Genomic DNA, 19,756 nt, shown 5'->3' with positions numbered 1-19,756 from the left:
TGAGCCATTCCCCTGAGCCAGGTACACGGATTTCGTACCTGGCTTTTTTTGCTTGCTGGTCTTTTACTCTGTTATGGCAATTTACTCGGACTTGTATTATTATTTCATCATCAATTGTATGTTGGCATAACTGATGTTTACTCTGGCCGCCGAATTACGTCACACCATGGATCAACTGGAGTCGGCCCTGGCCGCGCTTTGTCATGCCCTGCGCCAGCAGGCAGGCTCAGCGCCGGTGGCTGCCGTCTACGCCTTGCCAGATACGCCCACCGGCAAAGAGCACGACCCGGTAGAAACCATCACCATAGAGCAGCAGCTGTCGGGGCAGCCAGCGCTTGATGCTGCCCTTGCCGCCTTTGGCCGCTGGCATATCTCGCCCGGTTGCTCCGCCAAAGCCAGCTTTCGGCTGCCGGGCTTTGTGCTGCTCCCTGCAGCCAGCCACTCAGTCATCGCTCCTCTGGTAGAAGAGGTGAATAACCTTAAACAGACCTTTCGTGCTCTGGTACAGCAACTGGACGATAAAGACAAAAAGTTCACTCTGGTGCACGACACCTTTCCGGGTCTGATCACCCTGCAGGTATATCGTCAGCTCACGCTACTGCCTCGCTCCGCCTCCCGGCTAGGCTTTACTTGGGCCAACAAGCAAATTATTCAGAAGGTAGACAAGATAAAACTGGTGGAACAACTAATGCAAAGCCGGCTCTCCCTTCCTCCGCTGGTGGATGAGCACACCTGGCTGCAATGTATCGACCGTGAAATTTACGATGTAAAACGTCTGCCCGCTCACATTGAACTGCGCCTGCGCCGGCCGGTCAAAACCCATCCCATGGTCAATGTGCGCTGGCATGAACAGCTCACACCCCGTCAGCAGCAATTCAAGGCGCACCTGCCGCTGATATTGTGCCAGGATGAACTGCCGGCAGTCACGCCGTTGGGAAACTATCCTCCCGCGAACACCCGCAAGCGACGCAGTGCACGCATTGGCGGTGAGCCCTTGATTCCGCGGCTGCATATTTATCCGTATCAGCCCTGACATACTGCTGAGTGGCAGTGTTATCATGGCACAATGTTTCTTTTGTAACTGCTGGAGCCCGAAATGGCGCTGCCCCTTTCATTACTGTTGCTGCTGGCAAGCCTGGCCGGGCTGACGCCCCTTGCCATAGACATGTATCTCCCCAGCCTGCCCACCATTGCTGAAGATCTGGGTGTGCCCGTGTCACAGGCACAGCTGACCATCAGTGTTTATCTGGCCGGCTTTGCGCTGGGCCAGCTGTTTTACGGGCCGCTGGCCGATGCCACCGGGCGCAAGCCGGTGATGCTCGGCGGACTGGCGCTGTTTACCCTGGCAAGCCTGGGCTGTGCCTTTGCCAACAGCATTGAAACCCTGATGACCTTTCGGTTGCTGCAGGCACTGGGCGGGGCCGCCGGATCTGTGGTGCTCAACGCGCTGCTCAGAGACATGTTTGAGCGGGACATGTTCGCCAGAGTCATGTCCATGGTCATTCTGGTGATGACACTGGCACCGCTGGTGGCTCCCATTATTGGCGGCTATCTGTTGCTGGTGGGGCACTGGCACAGCATTTTTGTGCTGCTGGCAGTCATTGGTGCCCTGGTCTCGGTCGCGCTGGCGCTGCGCATTCCGGAAACCTTAAAGCCCGAGCACCGGCAATCGTTTCGTATCTGGCCGGTGCTGCAGAACTACAGCCGGGTGCTGCGCCACCGCGCCGCCCTGGGTTACATTGGCTGTGGCGGTCTCACTACCGCCGCCATGTTTGCGTTTATTTCCGGCTCGCCGCTGGTCTATATCGAGTTGTATGGTGTCCCTCCCGAGCGCTATGGTCTGCTGTTTGCCCTGAACATAGTGCTGATGATGGTGCTGACCTTTGCCAACAGCCGGCTGGTAAAACACCTGGGCAGTGATCGTCTGCTGAAAACCGGCCTGATACTGGCGGCGGTAGCGGCGATGGCGCTGCTGTTTTTTGGCATCACCGGCATCGGTGGTCTGTGGGGGCTGGTGCCCGCTATTATGCTGCTGATAGCGCAAATCAGTCTGGTGGGGGCCAATTCCATGGCCGGGCTGCTCAGTCATTTTCCCGAGTCGGCAGGCACTGCCTCGGCGCTGGCCGGCACAGTGCGCTTTGGTCTGGGTGCGCTGGCCACCTTTGCGGTCAATGCCAGCCATGCCCTTTCTGCCCTGCCCATGACCCTGGTGATGAGCCTGTGCGCCTGGCTGGCGCTGGCCAGCTATTGGTTACTGGTGCGGCCGGCGCTGACAGCACCAGCATAATTTATGCAACAGCAGCCCTTTTTTTACTACCGGTGCAAGTGATATAACTAAAAGGCATCGCTTTGCGATCACATTCGCTTTTATCAAGAAGGAATTGACAACACTATGTTTGAGAAGGTCACTGCTGCTCCGGCGGATCCTATTCTGGGTCTGACCGATGCGTTCCGCAAAGATGCCCGTACCGATAAAATCAATCTGGGCGTAGGTATCTACAAAGACGAAGCCGGTCAGACCCCGGTACTGCGCTGTGTCAAAAAGGCTGAAGCCCGCCTGGTGCAAGAGCAAACCACCAAAAACTATCTCAGCATAGAAGGCATTGAGGCCTATGGTCAGGTAGTACAGAAGCTGCTGTTTGGTGATGGTGCCGCCATTATTGCCGATAAACGTGCCCGCACCGCTCAGGCACCGGGCGGCACTGGTGCCCTGCGCATTGCCGGCGAGTTTATTGCCCGCCAGCTCGACACCAACACCATCTGGATCTCCAATCCTACCTGGGCCAACCACAGAGCTGTGTTTACCGCAGCCGGCCTTGAAGTAAAAGAATACGGCTACTATAACGCCGACACCAAGGATCTCGACTTTGACGCCATGCTCGCCAGCCTGGAAGATGCCAAAGCCGGTGATGTGGTGCTGTTCCACGGCTGCTGCCACAACCCTACCGGCATTGATCCCACTCAGGCGCAGTGGCAGCAACTGGCCAAACTGGCCGCCGACAAGGGCTGGCTGCCCATGTTCGACTTTGCCTACCAGGGCTTTGCTCAGGGTACGGAAGAAGACGCCTATGGCCTGCGTGAGTTTGCCAAACACAATGCCGAGTTGCTGATTGCCAGCTCCTTCTCCAAAAACTTCGGCCTCTACAATGAACGCGTGGGTGCTTTTACTCTGGTTGCTACCGATGAGAACACCGCCAACACCAGCTTCAGCCAGGTAAAATCCATTATTCGCGCCAACTACTCCAACCCACCGTCTCATGGTGCCAACGTGGTGGCCATGGTCGCCAACGATCCTGAGCTGTATGCCGACTGGCAGGCCGAGCTCAAGGAAATGCGCGACCGTATTCAGGAAATGCGCACCCTGTTTGTGGAGAAGCTGGCCGCCCGTGGTGTTAATCAGGACTTCAGCTTTATTGCCCGTCAAAATGGCATGTTCTCCTTCTCGGGTCTGTCCAAAGAGCAGGTAGCCCGCCTGAAAGACGAGTTTGGTATCTACATTGTCGGCTCCGGCCGTATCAGTGTGGCCGGTATTACCAAGGCCAATATCGACGCTCTGTGCGACGGCATTGCTGCCGTACTGTAAGCAGGTACGCCGCTGACAGCAAAAAGCCCCGCACAGCGGGGCTTTTTTATTGCGGTAAGAATTGTGCCTAAATCACAAAACGGCTGACCAGACTGTTCAGCTCACCGGCAAGGCGCGCCAGCTCCTGGCTGGAAGCACTGGTCTGGTTGGCACCGGCCGCACTCTGTACCGACAGATCCCTGATATTCACCAGATTGCCATCCACTTCCCGCGACACATGCGCCTGCTCTTCCGCCGCACTGGCAATGGCGATATTGCGATCATTAATACCGGCAATGCTGGTGGCAATCTGCGCCAGCGCTTCACCGGCCTCACGGGCAATATTAAGAGTGCCGCTGGTACGCTCATTGCTGCTCTTCATGGCAATAACCGCATTCTGAGATCCTTGCTGCACCGCCTGGATCATCTGTTCAATTTCCTTGGTCGACTCCTGAGTGCGATATGCCAGCGCCCTGACTTCATCGGCTACCACCGCAAAACCGCGCCCCGACTCACCGGCCCGGGCAGCTTCAATGGCAGCGTTCAGTGCCAGCAGGTTGGTCTGATCGGCAATGGCCCGGATCACATCCAGCACTGTGGTGATGTCATTTACCCGCACCGCCAGACTCTCTATATTACCCATAGTTTCGCCAATTTCACCGGCCAGGCCTTCAATTGAAGTGACCGTCTGGCCCACCCGGTCCCGGCCGAACTGAGCACGCTCATCCGCCAGCTCCGACTCACGGGATGTACTGGACGCATTGCGCGCCACCTCTTCTACTGCTGTGGTCATTTCAGTAACCGCGGTAGCGGCCTGCTCCAGCTCCTGGCTTTGCTGATGCAGGCCTCTGGTCGACGCTTCTGTCACCGAGCTGAGCTGCTCGGAGGTAGAAGCAAGCTGATGAGAGGAGTCGCTGATAAGCCGCACTGTTTCTTTCAGGCTGTTCTGCATTTGCTGCAATGACTGCAGCAGGCGGGCAGGCTCATCATTCCCTTCCACGTTTACCGGCCAGGTCAAATCACCACCGGCAATGACTTTGGCTACTTTTACTGCATCGCTGATCGGGTGCACTATACTGCGGGTCAGCAGCAGGGCCAGCACGCTCATACCCGCCAGCGCCAGCAGCAGCAAGCCAACTATCGCATTACGCGACAGAGCATAAACCTCATCGGTTTCGGTATTGGTCTGGTCAATGCGCTGATGCTGCACCTGATTCAGCTCACGCAGCAGATCGGCCAGCTGCTCGGCCAGGGGAGCCAGATCCAGCCGCGACGCCAGGTTGGCACCGGCCAGATCGCCTCGCTCGGCCTGACGCATAATGCGTTCGTTGGCCTGCCAGTAGCGCGCTTCCACGGTTTCAAAACGCTGCAGCAACTCACGCACTTCCGGCATTTGCGCCAAACCGTCATATTCACGTTTAAACTCAGCAAGCTTGCGTTTGGCCGCTTCCAGATTGGCCCGGGATTCGGCCCGTTTGTCCGGCTCGGCCGAATTTGCCAGCGCCAGGCTGTGCAGACGAATGCGAAGAAATTCCTTATCAATATTTTCTACGGCTGTCAGGCTGGGAACCCGATGCATCGACAGTATGGTTATTTGCTCATTAAGCCTGTCCAGCTGCAGAATACTGAGCATGCCCAGAATCAACATCAGTGCGCCAATCACACCAAACGACAGGGCAGCCCTCAGGCCAATATTTATATTACGCAACACGCTTGCATGCTCTCCTTTTCAATTTATTACAACATTGTCATCAAACCGTCATGACACATTCATCTTATCGGCAGAGGTACCAAAACATGACTAAAAATGTGATCTGTGTTGCTAAGTGAAGATTATATGTACAGGGGTGTGATTCGACTTTATTACTGATAGGCAACTATCGTAGTATCAAGGCACTGATTTTATTTGCATTAGGTCATCTTTGAGCACGCATCGCCCTCAGCAGCAGCCAGTTTCATGTTCCGACCGCCGGCCATTGATTTCCCGCCGCCGGTTGCGGGTATGCCATGAGTGCGATCTGGTGGTGGCCCTGCCGTCATTATCGCCGGGGCAAAAAGCTGACTGTCCCCGCTGCGGACATACCCTGGTACGTCGTCATGCCAATCCGGCAGAGCGTTCTCTGGCACTGGCGCTGGCAACTCTTATCACCCTGGCGCTGTCGGTGGCCTTTCCCTTTATCGGCTTTGAGTTCAGCGGCATCGGTAACCGCATTGAGCTGACCGAGAGTGCATCAACGCTTATTGGCCTGCATCAGCCGCTGGTGGCCCTGTGTGTGCTGCTCACAGTCATTATTCTGCCGCTGGTTTATCTGCTCAGCGTGTGCTGGCTGTGCATTGGCATGCTGTTGGGACATCCGCTGCCCCGCAGCCCGCAAATTGCGCGTACCCTGCGTCATGTTTCTCCCTGGATGATGGCGGATGTATTTGTGATTGGCACCCTGGTCAGCCTCATCAAGGTGGTCGGCATGGCTGAAATAGAACTGGGGCTGTCATTCTGGACCTTCTGTGGTTTCGCTGTTCTGCTGCTTAAAACCACTCAGTCAGTGGACAAGGACTGGCTCTGGTTTTCGTTGGATCGCACAGGCATGGCGCCGCCGGGCACCCGGGCCGGCCTCACCGCCAGTGAGCAAAACCTGTGCGGCTGTGACACCTGTGGCCTGGTCAATGATATTCCACAAACGCGTAAACCTCGCTGCCGTCGCTGCGACGAGCCCCTGCACCCCTGGCATGGCATTAACAATCAGGCCACCCTGGCACTGCTGGCCGCTGCTATTGTGATGTATCTGCCTGCCAACCTGTATCCCATTATGGTCACGACCTCTCTGGGCAGCAGCTCGCCTTCTACCATTATTGGCGGTGTGCTGTTGTTTATTCAGCACGGTGACTGGCCCATTGCCTTTATTATTTTCACTGCCAGTGTGCTGGTGCCGGTGAGTAAAATTCTGGCACTGCTGTGGCTGTGTTATGTGGTGAAGCAGGAAAAAGCGGGGCTTAACCGCATGAATCGCATTCGGCTCTATCGCATTACCGAGTTTGTGGGCCGCTGGTCCATGGTGGATGTATTCGTGGTGGCCATTCTGGTCGCCCTTATTCGCAACGGCAATCTGATGTCTATCGAGCCCGGCCCTGCCGCCCTTGCCTTTGCCGCCGTGGTAATCCTGACCATGCTGGCCGCCATGCTGTTTGATCAGCGCAGTATCTGGGTCGGTGCCAACCCGAAAAATAATGATAACTCCAAGGAATCCAATCATGCCTGAGTCTTCCCACGCTGAGCGTAAAACCCAGCGCTCGCTGTCGCCCATCTGGATAGTCCCGCTGGTGGCCGTGCTCATCGGTGCCTGGATGATCTATGACAACCTCAGCAAACTGGGGCCGTCCATTACGCTGGTTATGGATAACGCAGAAGGCATTGAAGCCGGCAAGACTCTGATAAAAACCCGCAATGTAGAAGTGGGCCGGGTCGAGAAGGTCAATCTGTCAGACGATCTGCAACACGCGGTGATCACCGCCCGCATGAGTCCCCAGGCTGAGGATATGCTTAATACCGAAACCCGGTTCTGGGTGGTCAAGCCGCGCATTGGCCGGGAAGGCATCAGCGGGCTGAATACCGTGCTTTCCGGTGCCTACATACAACTGCTGCCGGGCAACAGCAAAGAGTCTCTGCGCCGCTTTCAGGTGCTGGATCAGCCTCCGGTAGCCCCGCCCGACGCCGCCGGCATTCGCATTAACCTTGTCAGTCAGGTGGGCAATGCCATCAGCACGGGAGATCCGGTGACTTATCAGGGATATACAGTGGGCCGGGTTGAGCACAGCGAGTTTGATGCCGAAAAGCGGGAAATGCAGCTTCGCCTGTACATTCAGGCCCCCTATGACTCGCTGGTCACTACCACTACCCGTTTCTGGACCAGTGGTGGCATTGATATGCGGCTCGACTCTCAGGGCTTTCGCGTAAAAGTCGGCTCACTGGAATCACTGGTGGGTGGCGGTATTACCTTTGGCGTACCGGAAAATACCCCTATGGGAAAAAAGGCCAGAGCCAACGCCAGCTATACGCTGTTTGCCGATGAAGAAAGCGCCAATGAAGGCAGTTATGATCAATATCTGGAATATGTGCTGCTGGTAGACGATACGGTCAGAGGGCTGGAGCCCGGTGCACCGGTAGAGTATCGCGGTGTACGCATTGGCTCTGTGGTCAGCGTGCCCTGGCAGTTTACCGCGCCACAACCCGACTCTCTCAGCCGGTTTGCCATTCCGGTATTAATCCGTATTGAGCCCCAGCGTTTCGACAACGAACTGCAGACCATTGATGAGGACCAATGGTATGCCCGCTTTGAACGTATGTTCAGCCACGGTATGCGGGCCTCATTAAAAGCCGGCAACCTGCTGACCGGCGCTCTGTTTGTGGATCTTAATTTTCATAAGGAAGTGCCGGCATTTGAGAAAATGACCTTTGTGCAGCGCCGCGTGTTTCCCACCACCTCGGGCAGCTTTGCCCAGATTGAGCAAAAAGTGTCTAACCTGCTCGACAAATTCAACAACCTGAACATAGAGCCGGTAGTCGACAACCTGAACAAAACCCTGGCAAGCACTGAGCAGACCATGGAGAAAATAAACCGCATTGCCGCCTCGGTTGACCGGCTGCTGGCAGATCCGGCGACCACTGCGCTGCCCGCCAATGTTAACCAGACCCTGCGCCAGCTCAGTCATACACTTGAGGGCTTTGCTCCCGACTCACAAGGCTATAACGAGCTGACCCGGACTCTGTCACGGCTGGAAAAACTGATGGCAGATATGCAGCCGGTGCTGCGCACACTGAACGATCAGCCCAATGCCCTGATCTTTGACCGTAAACCCACTCAGGATCCTCAACCAAAGGCGGCCAGATAATGCTGAAAAAACACATGAAACATCTAGCCCCGGCACTGCTGGCACTCACCCTGGCTGGCTGTGCAGGCTCCGATAACAGCGCCGACCAGGCCGACTACCTGCTGCCGGAAAGCCCGGCCGCCGAGCAGTATTCAGCCAGACTGTCGGTGATGGTTGCCCCGCTTGATACTGCTGCCTTTCTCGACAGTGACGGCGTTGTTATGCAGATCAGCAGCATTGAAGTTCACCAGGCACGCAATCATTTGTGGGCAGAGCCCCTGCCCGCTCAATTGCGCCAGTTGCTGATCCACCGGCTTCAGTCTGCGCTGCCCGAGTCTCAGATTATTCAGCGCGGTCAGCCGCAGCATGCCTTGCCTGTGCGTGAAGTAAGGCTGAGGCTGGATCGCTTTCAAGGGCACTATGACGGTGTAGCCCTGATCCGTGGCCACTGGCAGATCCTTGATCAAGAAAAAAACCTGCTGAAACAGCGCGCCTTCAGCATTGAGTCTCCGCTCCGGGCAGACGGCTATCCCGAGCTGGTACGGGCACTGGCGGCGGGCTGGGAGCAGCTGGCAGACGAGCTGGCGTCCACGCTGAATGAAATTCCGGGCTGATACAGCCGCTGAGAAGCAACCCCGGAAATTCCGGTCATTTTTGTAATCGCAAGCACAATGGCCGTTATGTGGCCACCGGCAAAGAGGATACGGAATGTTTCTGAAAATATTACTGTTACTGCTGCTGTTGCCACTTGCTGTTAACGCGGACGATGCCAGTGCCTGGCAGGCCCTGAAGGATGGCAACGCCATGTTACTGATGCGTCACACCCATGCCCCCGGGAACGGCGTGGCCACCGCCGTCATTCTGAACGACTGCAGCACTCAGCGTAATCTTGATGAGCAAGGCAAACGGGAAGCCGGAGACTGGGGAGAGCGGCTGCGCCGGCACGGCATTACCGAGGCAAGGGTATACAGCAGCCAGTTTTGCCGTGCACTTGAAACCGCCAGATTACTGAACGTGGGAGAGGTTGAGCCCGCTCCTGCGCTGAACTCATTTTTCCTGACCCGCGAACGTCGTTCGGCGCAAACCGAGCAACTCAAACAGTTTATTACCGGGCTGGAGCCCGGCTTGCCCATTGTGATGATCAGCCATCAGGTAAATATTTCGGCACTGACCAGTCGCTTTCCTGCTGCCGGTGAAGCACTGATCCTGGCCTTCCCCCTTGATGATCGCCCCAACGTACTGGCCAGCATTCGCCCCTGAACCGCGTGCAGCAACTTATTAACCCACTGCTGTGTGATAGGGTGATATTTACTTATCACTTATGCATGTTGGCATAACACACTATTGATGGGATACAAAAATCAGCTTGTCGGTATCAAAGCCTGCCTTGCTGGCTTTTTCCAACAAGGCTTGTTGCACACCAGCATCAAGCTCGGGCGTGCGCGCCAGCAACCATAAATAATCCCGGCTCGGGCCCGACACCAGCGCATGCTGATAGTCGTCATCCAGCGCAAACACCACATAAGCACCATAAAATGGCCCAAAGAAAGACACCTTAAGGTGTGCGGTATCAGGGCTGCCCACAAAATAGGCCTTGCCCTCGGCTTCTTTCCATTCGTTATTGCCGGCATCAAAGCCGCGGTTAATAACCTTTACTCCCCCATCATCACGCAGGCTGTAATGGGCCGTTACCTGTTCAAGCCCCCGCTCAAAACCATGATCCAGCCGGGCAACTTCATCAATTTTGCGCGGGAAACCCCGTCCTTTCAGGGCGGGGAGGGATAGCGCGGCGGCGTCAGCCGCCCCTGTTCCCGACTCTCCTTTTAAACTGGCTATTTATACAGTGGTTTGCTAAACTAAGCGCATGACGAAACGCGCTTATAAATATCGGTTTTACCCGACACCCGAGCAGACTGAGCTGTTGGCCCAGACCTTCGGTTGTGTGCGTTTTGTCTACAACGCGATACTGCGCTGGCGTACTGATGCTTTTGAGCTGCGTCAGGAAAAAATCGGCTACGTTGGCGCTAACGCCCGGCTGACCGAACTCAAGAAAGATCCTGAGCTGGCGTTTCTGTCTGAGGTGTCGAGTGTGCCCTTGCAGCAATGCCTACGCCACCAGCAAACCGCCTTCAAGAATTTCTTTGAAGGCCGTGCCAAGTACCCAGTATTTAAGCACAAGCGGCACCGCCAGTCGGCGGAGTTCACCCGCTCGGCCTTCAAATACCGGAACGGCAAGCTGTACCTGGCCAAGAGCAAAACCCCGCTGAATATTCGCTGGAGCCGTGAACTGTCCGGCGAGCCCAGTACCGTAACCGTTTCCAAGGACTCGGCAGGCCGTTACTTTGTGAGCTGCCTGTGTGAGTTCGCGCCCGGCACACTGCCGGTTACCCCCAACATGACCGGCATTGATCTGGGCCTGACAGATCTGTTTATCACCGACCAGGGTGAACGGGTCGGCAATCCCCGCCATACCGCGGAATACGCCGCCAGGCTGGCCAAGGCACAGCGCCGGCTGAGCAAGAAAAAGCTCGGCTCGGCCAACCGTGCCAAGGCCCGCCAGAAGGTGGCGAAACTTCACGCTAAAATCTCCGATTGCCGACAGGACAACTTGCACAAGCTGTCCCGCAGATTGATTAACGAGAACCAAGTAGTCTGCGTTGAATCCCTGACAGTGAAAAACATGATCCGCAACCCGACACTCAGCAAGGCCATTGCTGATGCAGGATGGGGCGAGTTCGTGCGCCAGTTGGCGTACAAGGCGGAATGGGCCGGGCGCTCACTGGTCGCCATTGACCAATGGTTCCCCAGCTCCAAACGCTGCTCGGGTTGCGGGCATACCTTGTCGTCGCTGCCGTTGTCGGTCAGGAAATGGGACTGCCCCGAATGTGGCGCACACCATGACCGCGACATCAACGCCGCGACCAACATTAAAGCCGTCGGGCTGGCGGTGTTAGCCCTTGGAGAGAATGTAAGCGGCATGGGGCCAGTCTCCGTGTCCGGTTCTCGGTGAATTGGGAATCCCCTTCCTTTAGGGAGGGGAGCAGTCAAACCAGGTGCCCAGATAGCGGTTCAGTTCAAAGCCCGATACCGGCGTAATGCCATCCGGTTTGCCGGCACAAGCCGTCAGCAATAACAGCAATGCAAATAACCCCTTGCGCATCCTTTATTCCTCTTGGTGTTGGTTGGTATTGGTTCTGGCCTGTTGAAGTTGCAGATGTGGCACCGGAATATCAATGCCTGCCTCGGCCAGCGCCACACGAATGGACTCCAGCAACTCGCAGGAAATGCGCCCTTTCACTTCCACATCCTGAGCGCTTACCCACACCTGGGCACTCAAAATCTGGGCTGAATCTGCCAGTTCACGCATTTGCACACGAGGGGATAACCGTTCGTTATTAATGGCTCTGGGGTGTGCCTGTAAAATGGGCATAATCACGCTGCGCACCCGTGCTATAGGCTCATTCAGCCCCACCCTGAGCGGAATGCGAATGCGGGTTGCCCCCTCGGCACTGAAGTTCACAATATCGGACGTGGCCACGCTGTCGTTGGGGATCATGGTAAATACATTATCCCGGGTGCGCAGCCAGGTGGTTCTGAAGGCAATGCGCACTACCCTGCCCTCCTGACCATGAATGCAGACCCAGTCGCCAATACGAAAAGGCCGCTCAATCAGCAGCATAATGCCGGCAATAAAGTTAGACAGCGTAGACTGCGCCGCAAAGCCCACCGCAATCCCCACTATGCCCAGACCGGCAATAATAGACAGCACATCAAAGCCGAACTGGGCCATCACGGTAATGGCCCCCATCGCCATTAACGTGACCGACAGGGTGTTTTTACACAGCTGCACCAGCGAAGAGTCGAGATGGCGGCGCGACAGGCGATTAATCAGGCCACGCGACAGCAGCGCCCACACCAGATAAAACGACAGTGCCATCAGGCCGGCACGGGCAGTGTCCTTTAACACGCCCTGCTCGGCACCAAACTGCGCCAGCACCGCCACCAGCATGGCCAGCCCCAGCAAATAGCGCAACAACACAATACCGGTACGAAACGGTGCCTCACCATGGCCAAGTCGCCCCAGCACCCAGCGCAGCACAGTGCAGCCCAGCATATACAGAATGCCAAACAGCAGCACTATCATCAGGGTTACCAGCAGCTGGCCAACACCATAGATAAGCAGCTCCTGCCAGTTCAGCCCTTCCAGTCCCAGGGCTTCTCCGGTTTCATGCAGGCTCTTTTCAAACTGTTGCCACAGCAGTGCTATGTCCTGTTCATTCATGTAGTTACCCTCAGGAAAGGCAATAAACGCCTGTCAAAAAATATAGCAGCCAGGGCCAAAAGCTGTGTCAAACGAATCGCCACCGACGAGTTTTGTCAGACTGAATATCAAAAAACCGACAAATTTTTATTACAGCTTCTACACTGAAGTGGCTGCAGGTTTGCTGGCTGCAGCATGTGGCAAGGATTAAATAACAAGGATCGACAGCAGCAAGTGCTTGATTGAAAACAGTGATTAATCCGAGGTGTGATAATGAAAATGCTGAAAAAAGCTCCCCTGGCCGTAGTAATTGGTGCCACGCTTCTGCCTGCTCTGGCCATGGCCAACATGCACGGCGGCCATTCCATTGGCCCAAGCGAAGGTGACCGTGAGTTCTCTCTCTCCGGTACCGGTAAAAGCAGCAAGGATTTCGATAACGGCAGCGCCGGTGTCATTGGTGATTACGGCTGGTATCTGTCCGACAGAACCCTGGTGGGTCTGCGTCAGTCCGTTAACTACGCCAGTGTAGAAAATGGTGATGATGTCTGGAACGGCAGCACCAGCGTGTTTGCCGACTACCACTTTGGTCAGGGTGCTGCCCGCCCGTTTGTGGGTGCGTCTCTGGGTGGTATTTATGGTGACGGCGTCAATGATACCGGCATTGCCGGTCTGGAAGTCGGTCTCAAGTATTATGTGCTGCCTTCCACCTTCGTACAGGCCCGCGCTGAATACCAGTTCCTGTTTGATGATGGCGACAGCGCCGAAAACAACTTTGACGACGGTGCCTGGGCCTACACCATTGGTATGGGTCTTAACTTCTAAGCACACAGCTATCAAAGCAAAGCAGCCCTTTCCGGGCTGCTTTTTTATTGTGTAAACCCTTGTTTGCGCTCGGCACAGCGCTCAATAATGGTCTGTTTCTCAGTGTCAGGCTTTTCTTGCCAGCCGGCAATCTCATCCACATGACGAAAGCAACCGGCGCACACTCTGTCGTCATTCAGCTTGCAGTAACCAATGCAGGGGCTGGCTACCGCACTCATTCCGCCACCCGCTCCATCACCACATTCACCAGCCCATTGCCCTTCATCAAGGTAGTCTCGTTAACGATGGTCCAGACCTCTTCCTGACCGTCTTTTACAAACACCAGATATTGCTTGCCCGCCGACTCACGCACCAGAATGTCATCAAAATACGTGCGCTCACCATTATGCTCCATATAGTCTTTACCAATCACGATTTGCTCACTGCTCACCAGGCCGGAAAAGTCACTCATCAGCTGCGACATCATCTCGTTGGAGGAGTCGGCACGAGTTTCATACACCCCTTCATAGCCATGGTCACAGCCGGACAGCAGAACCAGCAGGGCTGCACAGGCCATATATTTTATTGGTTTCATTATCAAATCACCGGCGAGTTAAAAATGCCTATGATGCCCATGGCCGCCTGAAAAACAAGATCTGTGCATGGCAGACATGCTCATCTCCTTATAATTGATTACAGTATGGTGCATCGGCTCCACCCACAACACAAAACGCCATGAAACAAAAACTGCTGATGTCCTGGAGCAGCGGAAAGGACAGCGCCTGGGCCCTGCATCAGCTGCAGCAAAACGCAGACTATGAAGTAGCCGGACTCTTTACCACCGTTAATCAGGCATTTGAGCGGGTAGCCATGCACGGTGTGCGCACCACTCTTCTGCAACAACAGGCCGATGCCATGGGCCTGCCACTGGAGATCATTCCCCTGCCCTGGCCCTGCAGCAATGAAGATTATCAGCAGCTGATGGGTAATTTTGTTGCCCGGGCCAAAGCACAGCATATTAGCGCCTTTGGCTTTGGCGATTTATTGCTGGAAGACGTGCGCCAATACCGGGAAGACCGGCTGGCCAACAGCGGTATTGAGGCGGTGTTTCCCATCTGGCATAGCCCCACCGGCAGCCTGCCCCACAACATGATTCAACACGGCATGCGCGCCGTGATCACCTGCCTGGATCCGAACAAGGTGCCAAGAGAGTTTGCCGGCCGTGAGCTAACGGCTGAGCTGCTGGCCCAGCTGCCAGAAGGCACCGATCTCAGTGGCGAAAACGGCGAGTTTCACACCTTTGTGTTTGACGGCCCCATGTTTAAAACACCGGTTGCCATTACACCGGGAGACATAGTAGAGCGGGACGGCTTTGTTTTTGCCGATTTTTTGCCGGCGCGTTACACCTTAAACTGACTCACCAGAGCACGCAGGTGCTCGGCCCGCTGCTGCAGCTCACCAATGGCTGCCAGTTGCTGCTCGGCATTATGATGGATGCCGGAAGCACTGTCGGAAATAACATGAGCCGACTGGTTAATATGCTCGGCCACCGCGCCCTGCTCTTCCGTGGCGGCTGCCACCTGATGACTGCCGGAGCTGATGGCCTCAAAGCGCTGCTGAATGCTGGCCAGCGCCCGGGCCGACTGCTCGGTGCTTTCTGCCACTCGCTGGCTGCTTTCGGTGCCTTCTCGAATGGCTGCCGTAGACTGACGCGCCGTTTGCTGCAGCCGGCCAATTTGCTCGGAAATTTCCTGGGTGGAGGCTTGGGTGCGCTGCGCCAGACTGCGCACCTCATCGGCCACCACGGCAAAGCCCCGGCCCTGTTCACCGGCGCGGGCCGCTTCAATGGCGGCATTCAGCGCCAGCAGATTGGTCTGCTCGGAAATGGCGTTAATCACTTCCACCACAGAGTTAATGGCATCAGCCTGATCTGCAAAGTCGTTAATGGTGGCTTCAATGTCGGTCATCACCCGGTTGAGCTGGGCCATGGTCTGGGTGGTGAGCGCCATGTTCGCATTGGTGCTGCTGGCTTCACCCACGGCAGCTTCGGTGTCGGTGGCAGTGCGCTGGGCAATGCCGGATACTTCCGTGACCGTTTGGCCCATTTCAGTAATGGCGGTGGCCACTTGTTCGGTTTGACCGCGCTGTACGTCGGTGGCCCTGAAGGTGTCGTCAGCCAGGTCGGCCAGCTGCTCAATACCACTTTTCATGGCGGTTTCGGTGGCCTTGATTTCTGCCACCAGCTCACGAATTTTACCGATAATGGCATTAAAGCCATGAGCCAGGTGCCCCAGCTCATTGTCGTGACTGTCATCCAGCCGGGTGGTCAAGTCGCCGCCGTTGCCGGACATATTCAGCAAATCGTCACCCACACGACGAATGGCCTTGCCCAGCTCCCGGGCAAACAGCACCGTAATCACCACAAATACCGCCGCCAGCAGCACACTCACCAGCACGGAAGAAGAAATGGCCCCGTTAATGGCACCACTTATCTCCGCCGCCGGCAGCACCGCCACCAGCTTGAGGCCAGTTGCCTCAATGGCCTGAGTGGCAAGGTACACATCCTCTCCGTTAAAGCCGGTTTGCTGAAACTCAAAACCGGCTTCACTGCCGCCAAGCAGCTGCTTCACCGGCTCAAACCCGGCCAGGGCGCTTACCTGCTTGCCCACCAGCTCCGATTTGGGGTGAGCGTTAATCACGCCATTGCCATCCACCAGAAACAGATAGCCGTTTTCACCCAGGCGATAACCCGAGATAAGATCAACCACTGCCGATACGTCCTGACCCATGCCGGCGGCACCCACACGCTTGCCGTCAATTTCTACCACAGAGTTTACAAACAGCGTCAGTTTGCCGGTGCGCTCGTCCGGATCCAGGTTCAGCGCCCGCTGCTGGTTGCTGTTAATAAAGGTGTAATACCAGTTATCGAGCGGATCGGACTGAGAAATCTGCTTGAACACGCCCGCATCGGTGTAATAGGTGCTGGTTTCGCCTGAAACCCAAAACAGGGTAGAAGCGCCGGTATACTGCTGCTGCTCCCTGAAAAAGCTCAGCACACTGCCATGCATGGGAGAAGCACTTTCACCCTCACGCATCCAGTCGTGCACCAGGCCGTTGGCAGCCAGATTATCAGACAGCAAAATGGTCGGCAGCAGCTCGGCGCGCACCTGCTCAGCCACCTTGCCCACACTGTTGGGCAGATATTCGCTTTCGGTTTTGCCGTAATACAGCCCGGAAAACCGCTCCACGTTAATAACGGTAGACACCAGCGTCAGTACTGCCAAAGACAGCGTAACAAAAGCAATAAGAATGGTGGTTAACTTGAACTTGTGCATGCCGGCTCCAGGCGGTGTAGTGCTTAGACTTTAGTCTTATCGGCAGTATGAGCATAAAACTGTAGGGCAAATACTGACCGGTTGGTCAGGAGCGGCATGCTAAAGGAATCAATTAAGGCGGGCAAGAACAAAATTCATCCGGTCCGGCCGCCGCCGAACCGGGTTAAGCTTATACCCCCAGAAAGGTAAAGGGCTTGGCTTCCTTAAGCTGATCATTAGCCATGCCTGAATAAATATTCTGTTGCTCAGCGCCTAAATCAAGCTTAAGTACCTTGCCGGCGTCGGCAGAAAAATCCAGCCGGTTAAGATCGAGCCAAAACACATTGGGAGTCAGAGCCGATTCAAAAAAGTAGAGTTTGCGTTTTTGATCCGACACGGTTTTCCAGCGGGTGGATGAAATATTGGGCTGATCCGGCGTGCTGATGCCATAAGGCACAGAGACGTTATTAATCACACTGAATACGCTGGCAATGGTTTTTTTGGCATCCGCTGTTTTAGGAATGGCGTTCACATAAAAGGCCGCGCGGGCAAACCTGTCGGCGGCGCGGTTGGTACCCGGCAGCATCACGGTTCCCCCCACTTCCTGCCAGTAGGAAGACAGCGCCAGCTGCTGATCATAAGCGGGTGAATTGGTCATTACCTGATAACGCTTGTCATGGTGAATAACCTGCCTGCCATCAATATATTCAATGATGGCGCTGTCTCCGCTGGCATCGGAAATAGACAAATGCAGCGTGGCCAGGCGGTTTTCTCCGGGCACAAAATCGGTGATCAGGGTAAACGGCTCCTGCTGCAACACCGCTACCGCTTCCTCTACACTGGCAAAGTTATCCAGCACATACTGCGCCCAGGCCGCTAACGACAAACCAGGCTTGCTGTTATCCCGCTCAGGATATTCAGACTCCACCAGCCACAGCACATTGGCGACCAGGCCGGCTTCGTTCATGCCGTCTGTGGTGGCAATATCATAGCCACTGGCAATCACACTGCCATATTTGGAGGTCCAGGTCAGAGAATCAGGGCCGGCTTCACCACTGCGAGGCATGCCTCGCGGAAACACCCATAAATTAGTGCCAACATCGGTTTTCCAGTCCATGGAGCGTGCCGTAATAACCTGATCATCGGCACCGTGATACACAAAACGCGTGCAGGCTTGAACACTGCCTGCCAGCACGGGTAACAAAATGGCGGCACTCACAGCAAAGATTTTGCGGGCTTTTAAAGACATGATTAACTCCGTTTAATTTTTACCCGGGAAACATTATCCGTTGTTACACTACTTTAATGTTAATTACTGACCGCCGTTTCACTCTGCTGCAGCCATGGCATTAGCGCAGCGGCTGTTGCCGGGCCAACGGATGAAACCCACTGGCAACTCACTCCCTATCTCTGGGCTGCCGGGCTGAATGCCAATCTTTCTCCGTTTCGCCGGGCACCTGAGCTGAGCACGCAACAATCATTTTCCGACATCATCGACAATCTTAATGCTGGCGGCTTTATCAACCTTTGGGTGCGTCACAACCGGTTGGTATTTTTTGGTGATGCCATGTTTACCGACACCAGTAACAGGGAAGCCGTGGGACCATTGCCCGCCATGCAATTACCGGGCTTCAGCGTGACCATTCCGGCAGGAGCCAGCACTTCTGCCCGCCTCGACAGCCAGCAATGGTCGGCAACCCTGCTGGGCGGCTCCCATTGTTGCTGCCCGCGTTCAGGTGCGAGCCAGCGAGCAGCTTTCTTTACTGGTGCAGGGGGATATTGGCGGACATGCCGGCAAGGCCGACAGCACCTGGTCGTTACTGGCGGCAGTCCGCTATCAGTTGCCGTCGCAGTTATCCGTGCTTGCAGGCTATAAGGTGATCGACGTGGACTACCACCATGATGACTATATTTACAACGCCAGGCTGGGCGGCCCTGCCATTGGCCTGAGTTACCGTTTTTAACTGCACAACAAATGCCTGGTTAAGGTGAACGCAGACATTGTTTGAGCTCGGCCACATTATGCTGACTGAACACCTGAATGCCATGCCGGCGTAACAGCGCCGTGGTAACGCCCTGCCCCGCTATTTTGGTGCCGGAAAAACGGCCGTCATAAATCACGCTGCTGCCACAAGAGGGGCTGGCTTCAGCCAGAATGGCAAAGCGAATATGGTGCGCCCGGCAAAACGCCAGCGTGTGTTCGGCACCACGCACAAAGGCGTCTGTGCAATCAACCCCGGTGTTATCCATTACCCGGGCATGGGCGGCTAACTCTGCCGGCGCTCTGGGCACCGGCAAACCGCCGGCCACTTCCGGGCACAAGGTTTTAATGCAAAAGTGCTGTTGAAGCCAGTCCAGATCCTGCGGCTGCAGCCCCAGGCTTTTGCCGTTATAGCGTACCGGCGTGCCCATCAAGCAGGCGCTGACAAGAATATTTTCCATAAAAAAAGCCGCCTGTTACGGCGGCCTCATGCATCAGGCTTTTTTCACAAAGGCGGCGGTGACCATCATCTCGCCCGCGCCGTCTACCTTGCAGTCCAGCTCGTGATCCTTGGCATCCACAATGCGGCGGATTAACGCCTTGGTGCCAATTTTAATCACCATGGAGCTGCCCTTCACTTTCAGATCCTTGGCCACGGTAATGCGATCCCCTTCCTGCAGCAAAGTGCCGTTGGCATCCTTGGCAGTAATGGGCGCATCTTCGGCAGCCACTTCCGCCGGGTTCCACTCATGACCACACTCGGGGCAGATCAGCTGCGCCTGATCCTGATAAACATATTCGGAATTGCACTGGGGGCAAGGAGGTAAAGACATAATTCGCTTCTTCTTTAACGTGATTTTGCCGGCTATTCTACCCGTTATTTCCCGACTTTTCGAGTGGGTTTAAACTTGCCCGACGTTCGCGTTATTTGGCAGCAATAATCACACCACTTCGAGCAAGATTTATACACT

19 protein-coding genes and 2 pseudogenes are annotated in these 19,756 nt (G+C 55.5%); 11 read left to right on the top strand and 10 right to left on the bottom strand.

Annotated features, from left to right (window positions below):
• Positions 1-133 precede the first annotated feature (133 nt).
• The 3 genes from N2M06_RS07650 to N2M06_RS07640 all read left to right on the top strand — a co-directional run bounded on the left by N2M06_RS07650 (position 134) and on the right by N2M06_RS07640 (position 3,583).
• On the top strand, positions 134-1,033 hold the full coding sequence (locus N2M06_RS07650; protein ID WP_346352125.1) for a DNA replication terminus site-binding protein: 900 nt from the start codon (positions 134-136) through the stop codon (positions 1,031-1,033).
• Between the two features lie 63 nt (positions 1,034-1,096).
• Positions 1,097-2,287 (top strand): Bcr/CflA family multidrug efflux MFS transporter, encoded by a 1,191-nt coding sequence (locus tag N2M06_RS07645; protein ID WP_019935344.1) that lies wholly within the window; start codon positions 1,097-1,099, stop codon positions 2,285-2,287.
• 105 nt (positions 2,288-2,392) lie between these two features.
• Complete coding sequence (locus tag N2M06_RS07640; RefSeq protein WP_346352124.1) at positions 2,393-3,583, top strand: amino acid aminotransferase; 1,191 nt, start codon at positions 2,393-2,395, stop codon at positions 3,581-3,583.
• A 67-nt stretch (positions 3,584-3,650) separates the two neighbouring features.
• Here N2M06_RS07640 and N2M06_RS07635 read toward each other — a convergent pair whose 3' ends face one another.
• Positions 3,651-5,273, bottom strand: coding sequence for a methyl-accepting chemotaxis protein (locus N2M06_RS07635; protein WP_317074327.1), 1,623 nt, complete (start codon positions 5,271-5,273; stop codon positions 3,651-3,653).
• Between the two features lie 211 nt (positions 5,274-5,484).
• Here N2M06_RS07635 and N2M06_RS07630 point away from each other — a divergent pair, with 211 nt between their 5' ends.
• From N2M06_RS07630 to N2M06_RS07615, 4 genes are all read left to right on the top strand, one after another.
• Entirely contained in the window at positions 5,485-6,819 is a 1,335-nt protein-coding gene (locus tag N2M06_RS07630) for a paraquat-inducible protein A (protein ID WP_346352123.1), read from the top strand.
• A complete protein-coding gene (gene pqiB / locus N2M06_RS07625; protein WP_346352122.1) occupies positions 6,812-8,449 on the top strand; it encodes an intermembrane transport protein PqiB in 1,638 nt (545 codons plus the stop codon). The genes N2M06_RS07630 and pqiB overlap by 8 nt, the downstream gene beginning before the upstream one ends.
• Positions 8,450-8,463: 14 nt before the next feature.
• On the top strand, positions 8,464-9,042 hold the full coding sequence (locus N2M06_RS07620; RefSeq protein ID WP_346352121.1) for an ABC-type transport auxiliary lipoprotein family protein: 579 nt from the start codon (positions 8,464-8,466) through the stop codon (positions 9,040-9,042).
• Between the two features lie 94 nt (positions 9,043-9,136).
• Positions 9,137-9,688 (top strand): histidine phosphatase family protein, encoded by a 552-nt coding sequence (locus N2M06_RS07615; protein WP_346352120.1) that lies wholly within the window; start codon positions 9,137-9,139, stop codon positions 9,686-9,688.
• Between the two features lie 81 nt (positions 9,689-9,769).
• Here N2M06_RS07615 and N2M06_RS07610 read toward each other — a convergent pair.
• Positions 9,770-10,165: pseudogene (locus N2M06_RS07610) on the bottom strand (lipocalin family protein); the annotation flags it as partial.
• 127 nt (positions 10,166-10,292) lie between these two features.
• On the opposite strand from N2M06_RS07610, the gene N2M06_RS07605 reads away from it, so the two are divergent.
• On the top strand, positions 10,293-11,438 hold the full coding sequence (locus N2M06_RS07605; RefSeq protein WP_346352119.1) for an RNA-guided endonuclease TnpB family protein: 1,146 nt from the start codon (positions 10,293-10,295) through the stop codon (positions 11,436-11,438).
• Between the two features lie 27 nt (positions 11,439-11,465).
• Here N2M06_RS07605 and N2M06_RS07600 read toward each other — a convergent pair.
• Positions 11,466-11,588 (bottom strand): annotated as a pseudogene (locus N2M06_RS07600) (lipocalin); the annotation flags it as partial.
• Positions 11,589-11,591: 3 nt separating this feature from the next.
• Complete coding sequence (locus N2M06_RS07595) at positions 11,592-12,710, bottom strand: mechanosensitive ion channel family protein (RefSeq protein WP_346352118.1); 1,119 nt, start codon at positions 12,708-12,710, stop codon at positions 11,592-11,594.
• 252 nt (positions 12,711-12,962) lie between these two features.
• Here N2M06_RS07595 and N2M06_RS07590 point away from each other — a divergent pair, with 252 nt between their 5' ends.
• Positions 12,963-13,511, top strand: coding sequence for an OmpA family protein (locus N2M06_RS07590; protein WP_346352117.1), 549 nt, complete (start codon positions 12,963-12,965; stop codon positions 13,509-13,511).
• Between the two features lie 44 nt (positions 13,512-13,555).
• Here the strand turns inward: N2M06_RS07590 and N2M06_RS07585 are convergent, their stop codons facing one another.
• Positions 13,556-13,729 (bottom strand): DUF1289 domain-containing protein, encoded by a 174-nt coding sequence (locus N2M06_RS07585; RefSeq protein ID WP_317074319.1) that lies wholly within the window; start codon positions 13,727-13,729, stop codon positions 13,556-13,558.
• The gene (locus tag N2M06_RS07580) at positions 13,726-14,085 is read right to left on the bottom strand and encodes a hypothetical protein (RefSeq protein ID WP_346352116.1); all 360 of its coding nucleotides are present in this window, start codon (positions 14,083-14,085) and stop codon (positions 13,726-13,728) included. Before N2M06_RS07580 ends, N2M06_RS07585 begins: the two co-directional genes overlap by 4 nt.
• 140 nt (positions 14,086-14,225) lie before the next feature.
• Between N2M06_RS07580 and N2M06_RS07575 the strand changes: the two genes are divergently transcribed.
• Complete coding sequence (locus N2M06_RS07575) at positions 14,226-14,906, top strand: ATP-binding protein (protein WP_346352115.1); 681 nt, start codon at positions 14,226-14,228, stop codon at positions 14,904-14,906.
• Here N2M06_RS07575 and N2M06_RS07570 read toward each other — a convergent pair.
• A complete protein-coding gene (locus tag N2M06_RS07570; protein WP_346352114.1) occupies positions 14,891-16,825 on the bottom strand; it encodes a methyl-accepting chemotaxis protein in 1,935 nt (644 codons plus the stop codon). The two genes, N2M06_RS07575 and N2M06_RS07570, sit on opposite strands and share 16 nt — an antisense overlap.
• Positions 16,826-16,994: 169 nt before the next feature.
• The gene (locus N2M06_RS07565) at positions 16,995-18,053 is read right to left on the bottom strand and encodes a linear amide C-N hydrolase (RefSeq protein WP_346352113.1); all 1,059 of its coding nucleotides are present in this window, start codon (positions 18,051-18,053) and stop codon (positions 16,995-16,997) included.
• 487 nt (positions 18,054-18,540) lie between these two features.
• On the opposite strand from N2M06_RS07565, the gene N2M06_RS07560 reads away from it, so the two are divergent.
• The gene (locus N2M06_RS07560) at positions 18,541-18,768 is read left to right on the top strand and encodes a hypothetical protein (RefSeq protein WP_317074315.1); all 228 of its coding nucleotides are present in this window, start codon (positions 18,541-18,543) and stop codon (positions 18,766-18,768) included.
• A gap of 19 nt (positions 18,769-18,787) precedes the next feature.
• Here the strand turns inward: N2M06_RS07560 and N2M06_RS07555 are convergent, their stop codons facing one another.
• Both N2M06_RS07555 and N2M06_RS07550 read right to left on the bottom strand, forming a co-directional pair.
• The gene (locus N2M06_RS07555; RefSeq protein WP_346352112.1) at positions 18,788-19,246 is read right to left on the bottom strand and encodes a DUF523 domain-containing protein; all 459 of its coding nucleotides are present in this window, start codon (positions 19,244-19,246) and stop codon (positions 18,788-18,790) included.
• Positions 19,247-19,279: 33 nt separating this feature from the next.
• The gene (locus N2M06_RS07550) at positions 19,280-19,618 is read right to left on the bottom strand and encodes a zinc ribbon domain-containing protein YjdM (protein WP_346352111.1); all 339 of its coding nucleotides are present in this window, start codon (positions 19,616-19,618) and stop codon (positions 19,280-19,282) included.
• Positions 19,619-19,756: the final 138 nt, after the last annotated feature.

The organism is Oceanimonas sp. AH20CE76 (assembly GCF_039654065.1).
In the GTDB taxonomy this organism is placed as follows: domain Bacteria; phylum Pseudomonadota; class Gammaproteobacteria; order Enterobacterales; family Aeromonadaceae; genus Oceanimonas; species Oceanimonas smirnovii.
This window is presented reverse-complemented; position numbering and strand designations above follow the sequence as displayed.

Coding starts and splice junctions, on each gene's coding strand:
- N2M06_RS07650 (WP_346352125.1), top strand. CDS start 134: ATGTTTACTCTGGCCGCCGAATTACGTCACACCATGGATCAACTGGAG.
- N2M06_RS07645 (WP_019935344.1), top strand. CDS start 1,097: ATGGCGCTGCCCCTTTCATTACTGTTGCTGCTGGCAAGCCTGGCCGGG.
- N2M06_RS07640 (WP_346352124.1), top strand. CDS start 2,393: ATGTTTGAGAAGGTCACTGCTGCTCCGGCGGATCCTATTCTGGGTCTG.
- pqiB (WP_346352122.1), top strand. CDS start 6,812: ATGCCTGAGTCTTCCCACGCTGAGCGTAAAACCCAGCGCTCGCTGTCG.
- N2M06_RS07620 (WP_346352121.1), top strand. CDS start 8,464: ATGAAACATCTAGCCCCGGCACTGCTGGCACTCACCCTGGCTGGCTGT.
- N2M06_RS07615 (WP_346352120.1), top strand. CDS start 9,137: ATGTTTCTGAAAATATTACTGTTACTGCTGCTGTTGCCACTTGCTGTT.
- N2M06_RS07605 (WP_346352119.1), top strand. CDS start 10,293: ATGACGAAACGCGCTTATAAATATCGGTTTTACCCGACACCCGAGCAG.
- N2M06_RS07595 (WP_346352118.1), bottom strand. CDS start 12,710: ATGAATGAACAGGACATAGCACTGCTGTGGCAACAGTTTGAAAAGAGC.
- N2M06_RS07590 (WP_346352117.1), top strand. CDS start 12,963: ATGAAAATGCTGAAAAAAGCTCCCCTGGCCGTAGTAATTGGTGCCACG.
- N2M06_RS07585 (WP_317074319.1), bottom strand. CDS start 13,729: ATGAGTGCGGTAGCCAGCCCCTGCATTGGTTACTGCAAGCTGAATGAC.
- N2M06_RS07580 (WP_346352116.1), bottom strand. CDS start 14,085: ATGAAACCAATAAAATATATGGCCTGTGCAGCCCTGCTGGTTCTGCTG.
- N2M06_RS07575 (WP_346352115.1), top strand. CDS start 14,226: ATGAAACAAAAACTGCTGATGTCCTGGAGCAGCGGAAAGGACAGCGCC.
- N2M06_RS07570 (WP_346352114.1), bottom strand. CDS start 16,825: ATGCACAAGTTCAAGTTAACCACCATTCTTATTGCTTTTGTTACGCTG.
- N2M06_RS07565 (WP_346352113.1), bottom strand. CDS start 18,053: ATGTCTTTAAAAGCCCGCAAAATCTTTGCTGTGAGTGCCGCCATTTTG.
- N2M06_RS07555 (WP_346352112.1), bottom strand. CDS start 19,246: ATGGAAAATATTCTTGTCAGCGCCTGCTTGATGGGCACGCCGGTACGC.
- N2M06_RS07550 (WP_346352111.1), bottom strand. CDS start 19,618: ATGTCTTTACCTCCTTGCCCCCAGTGCAATTCCGAATATGTTTATCAG.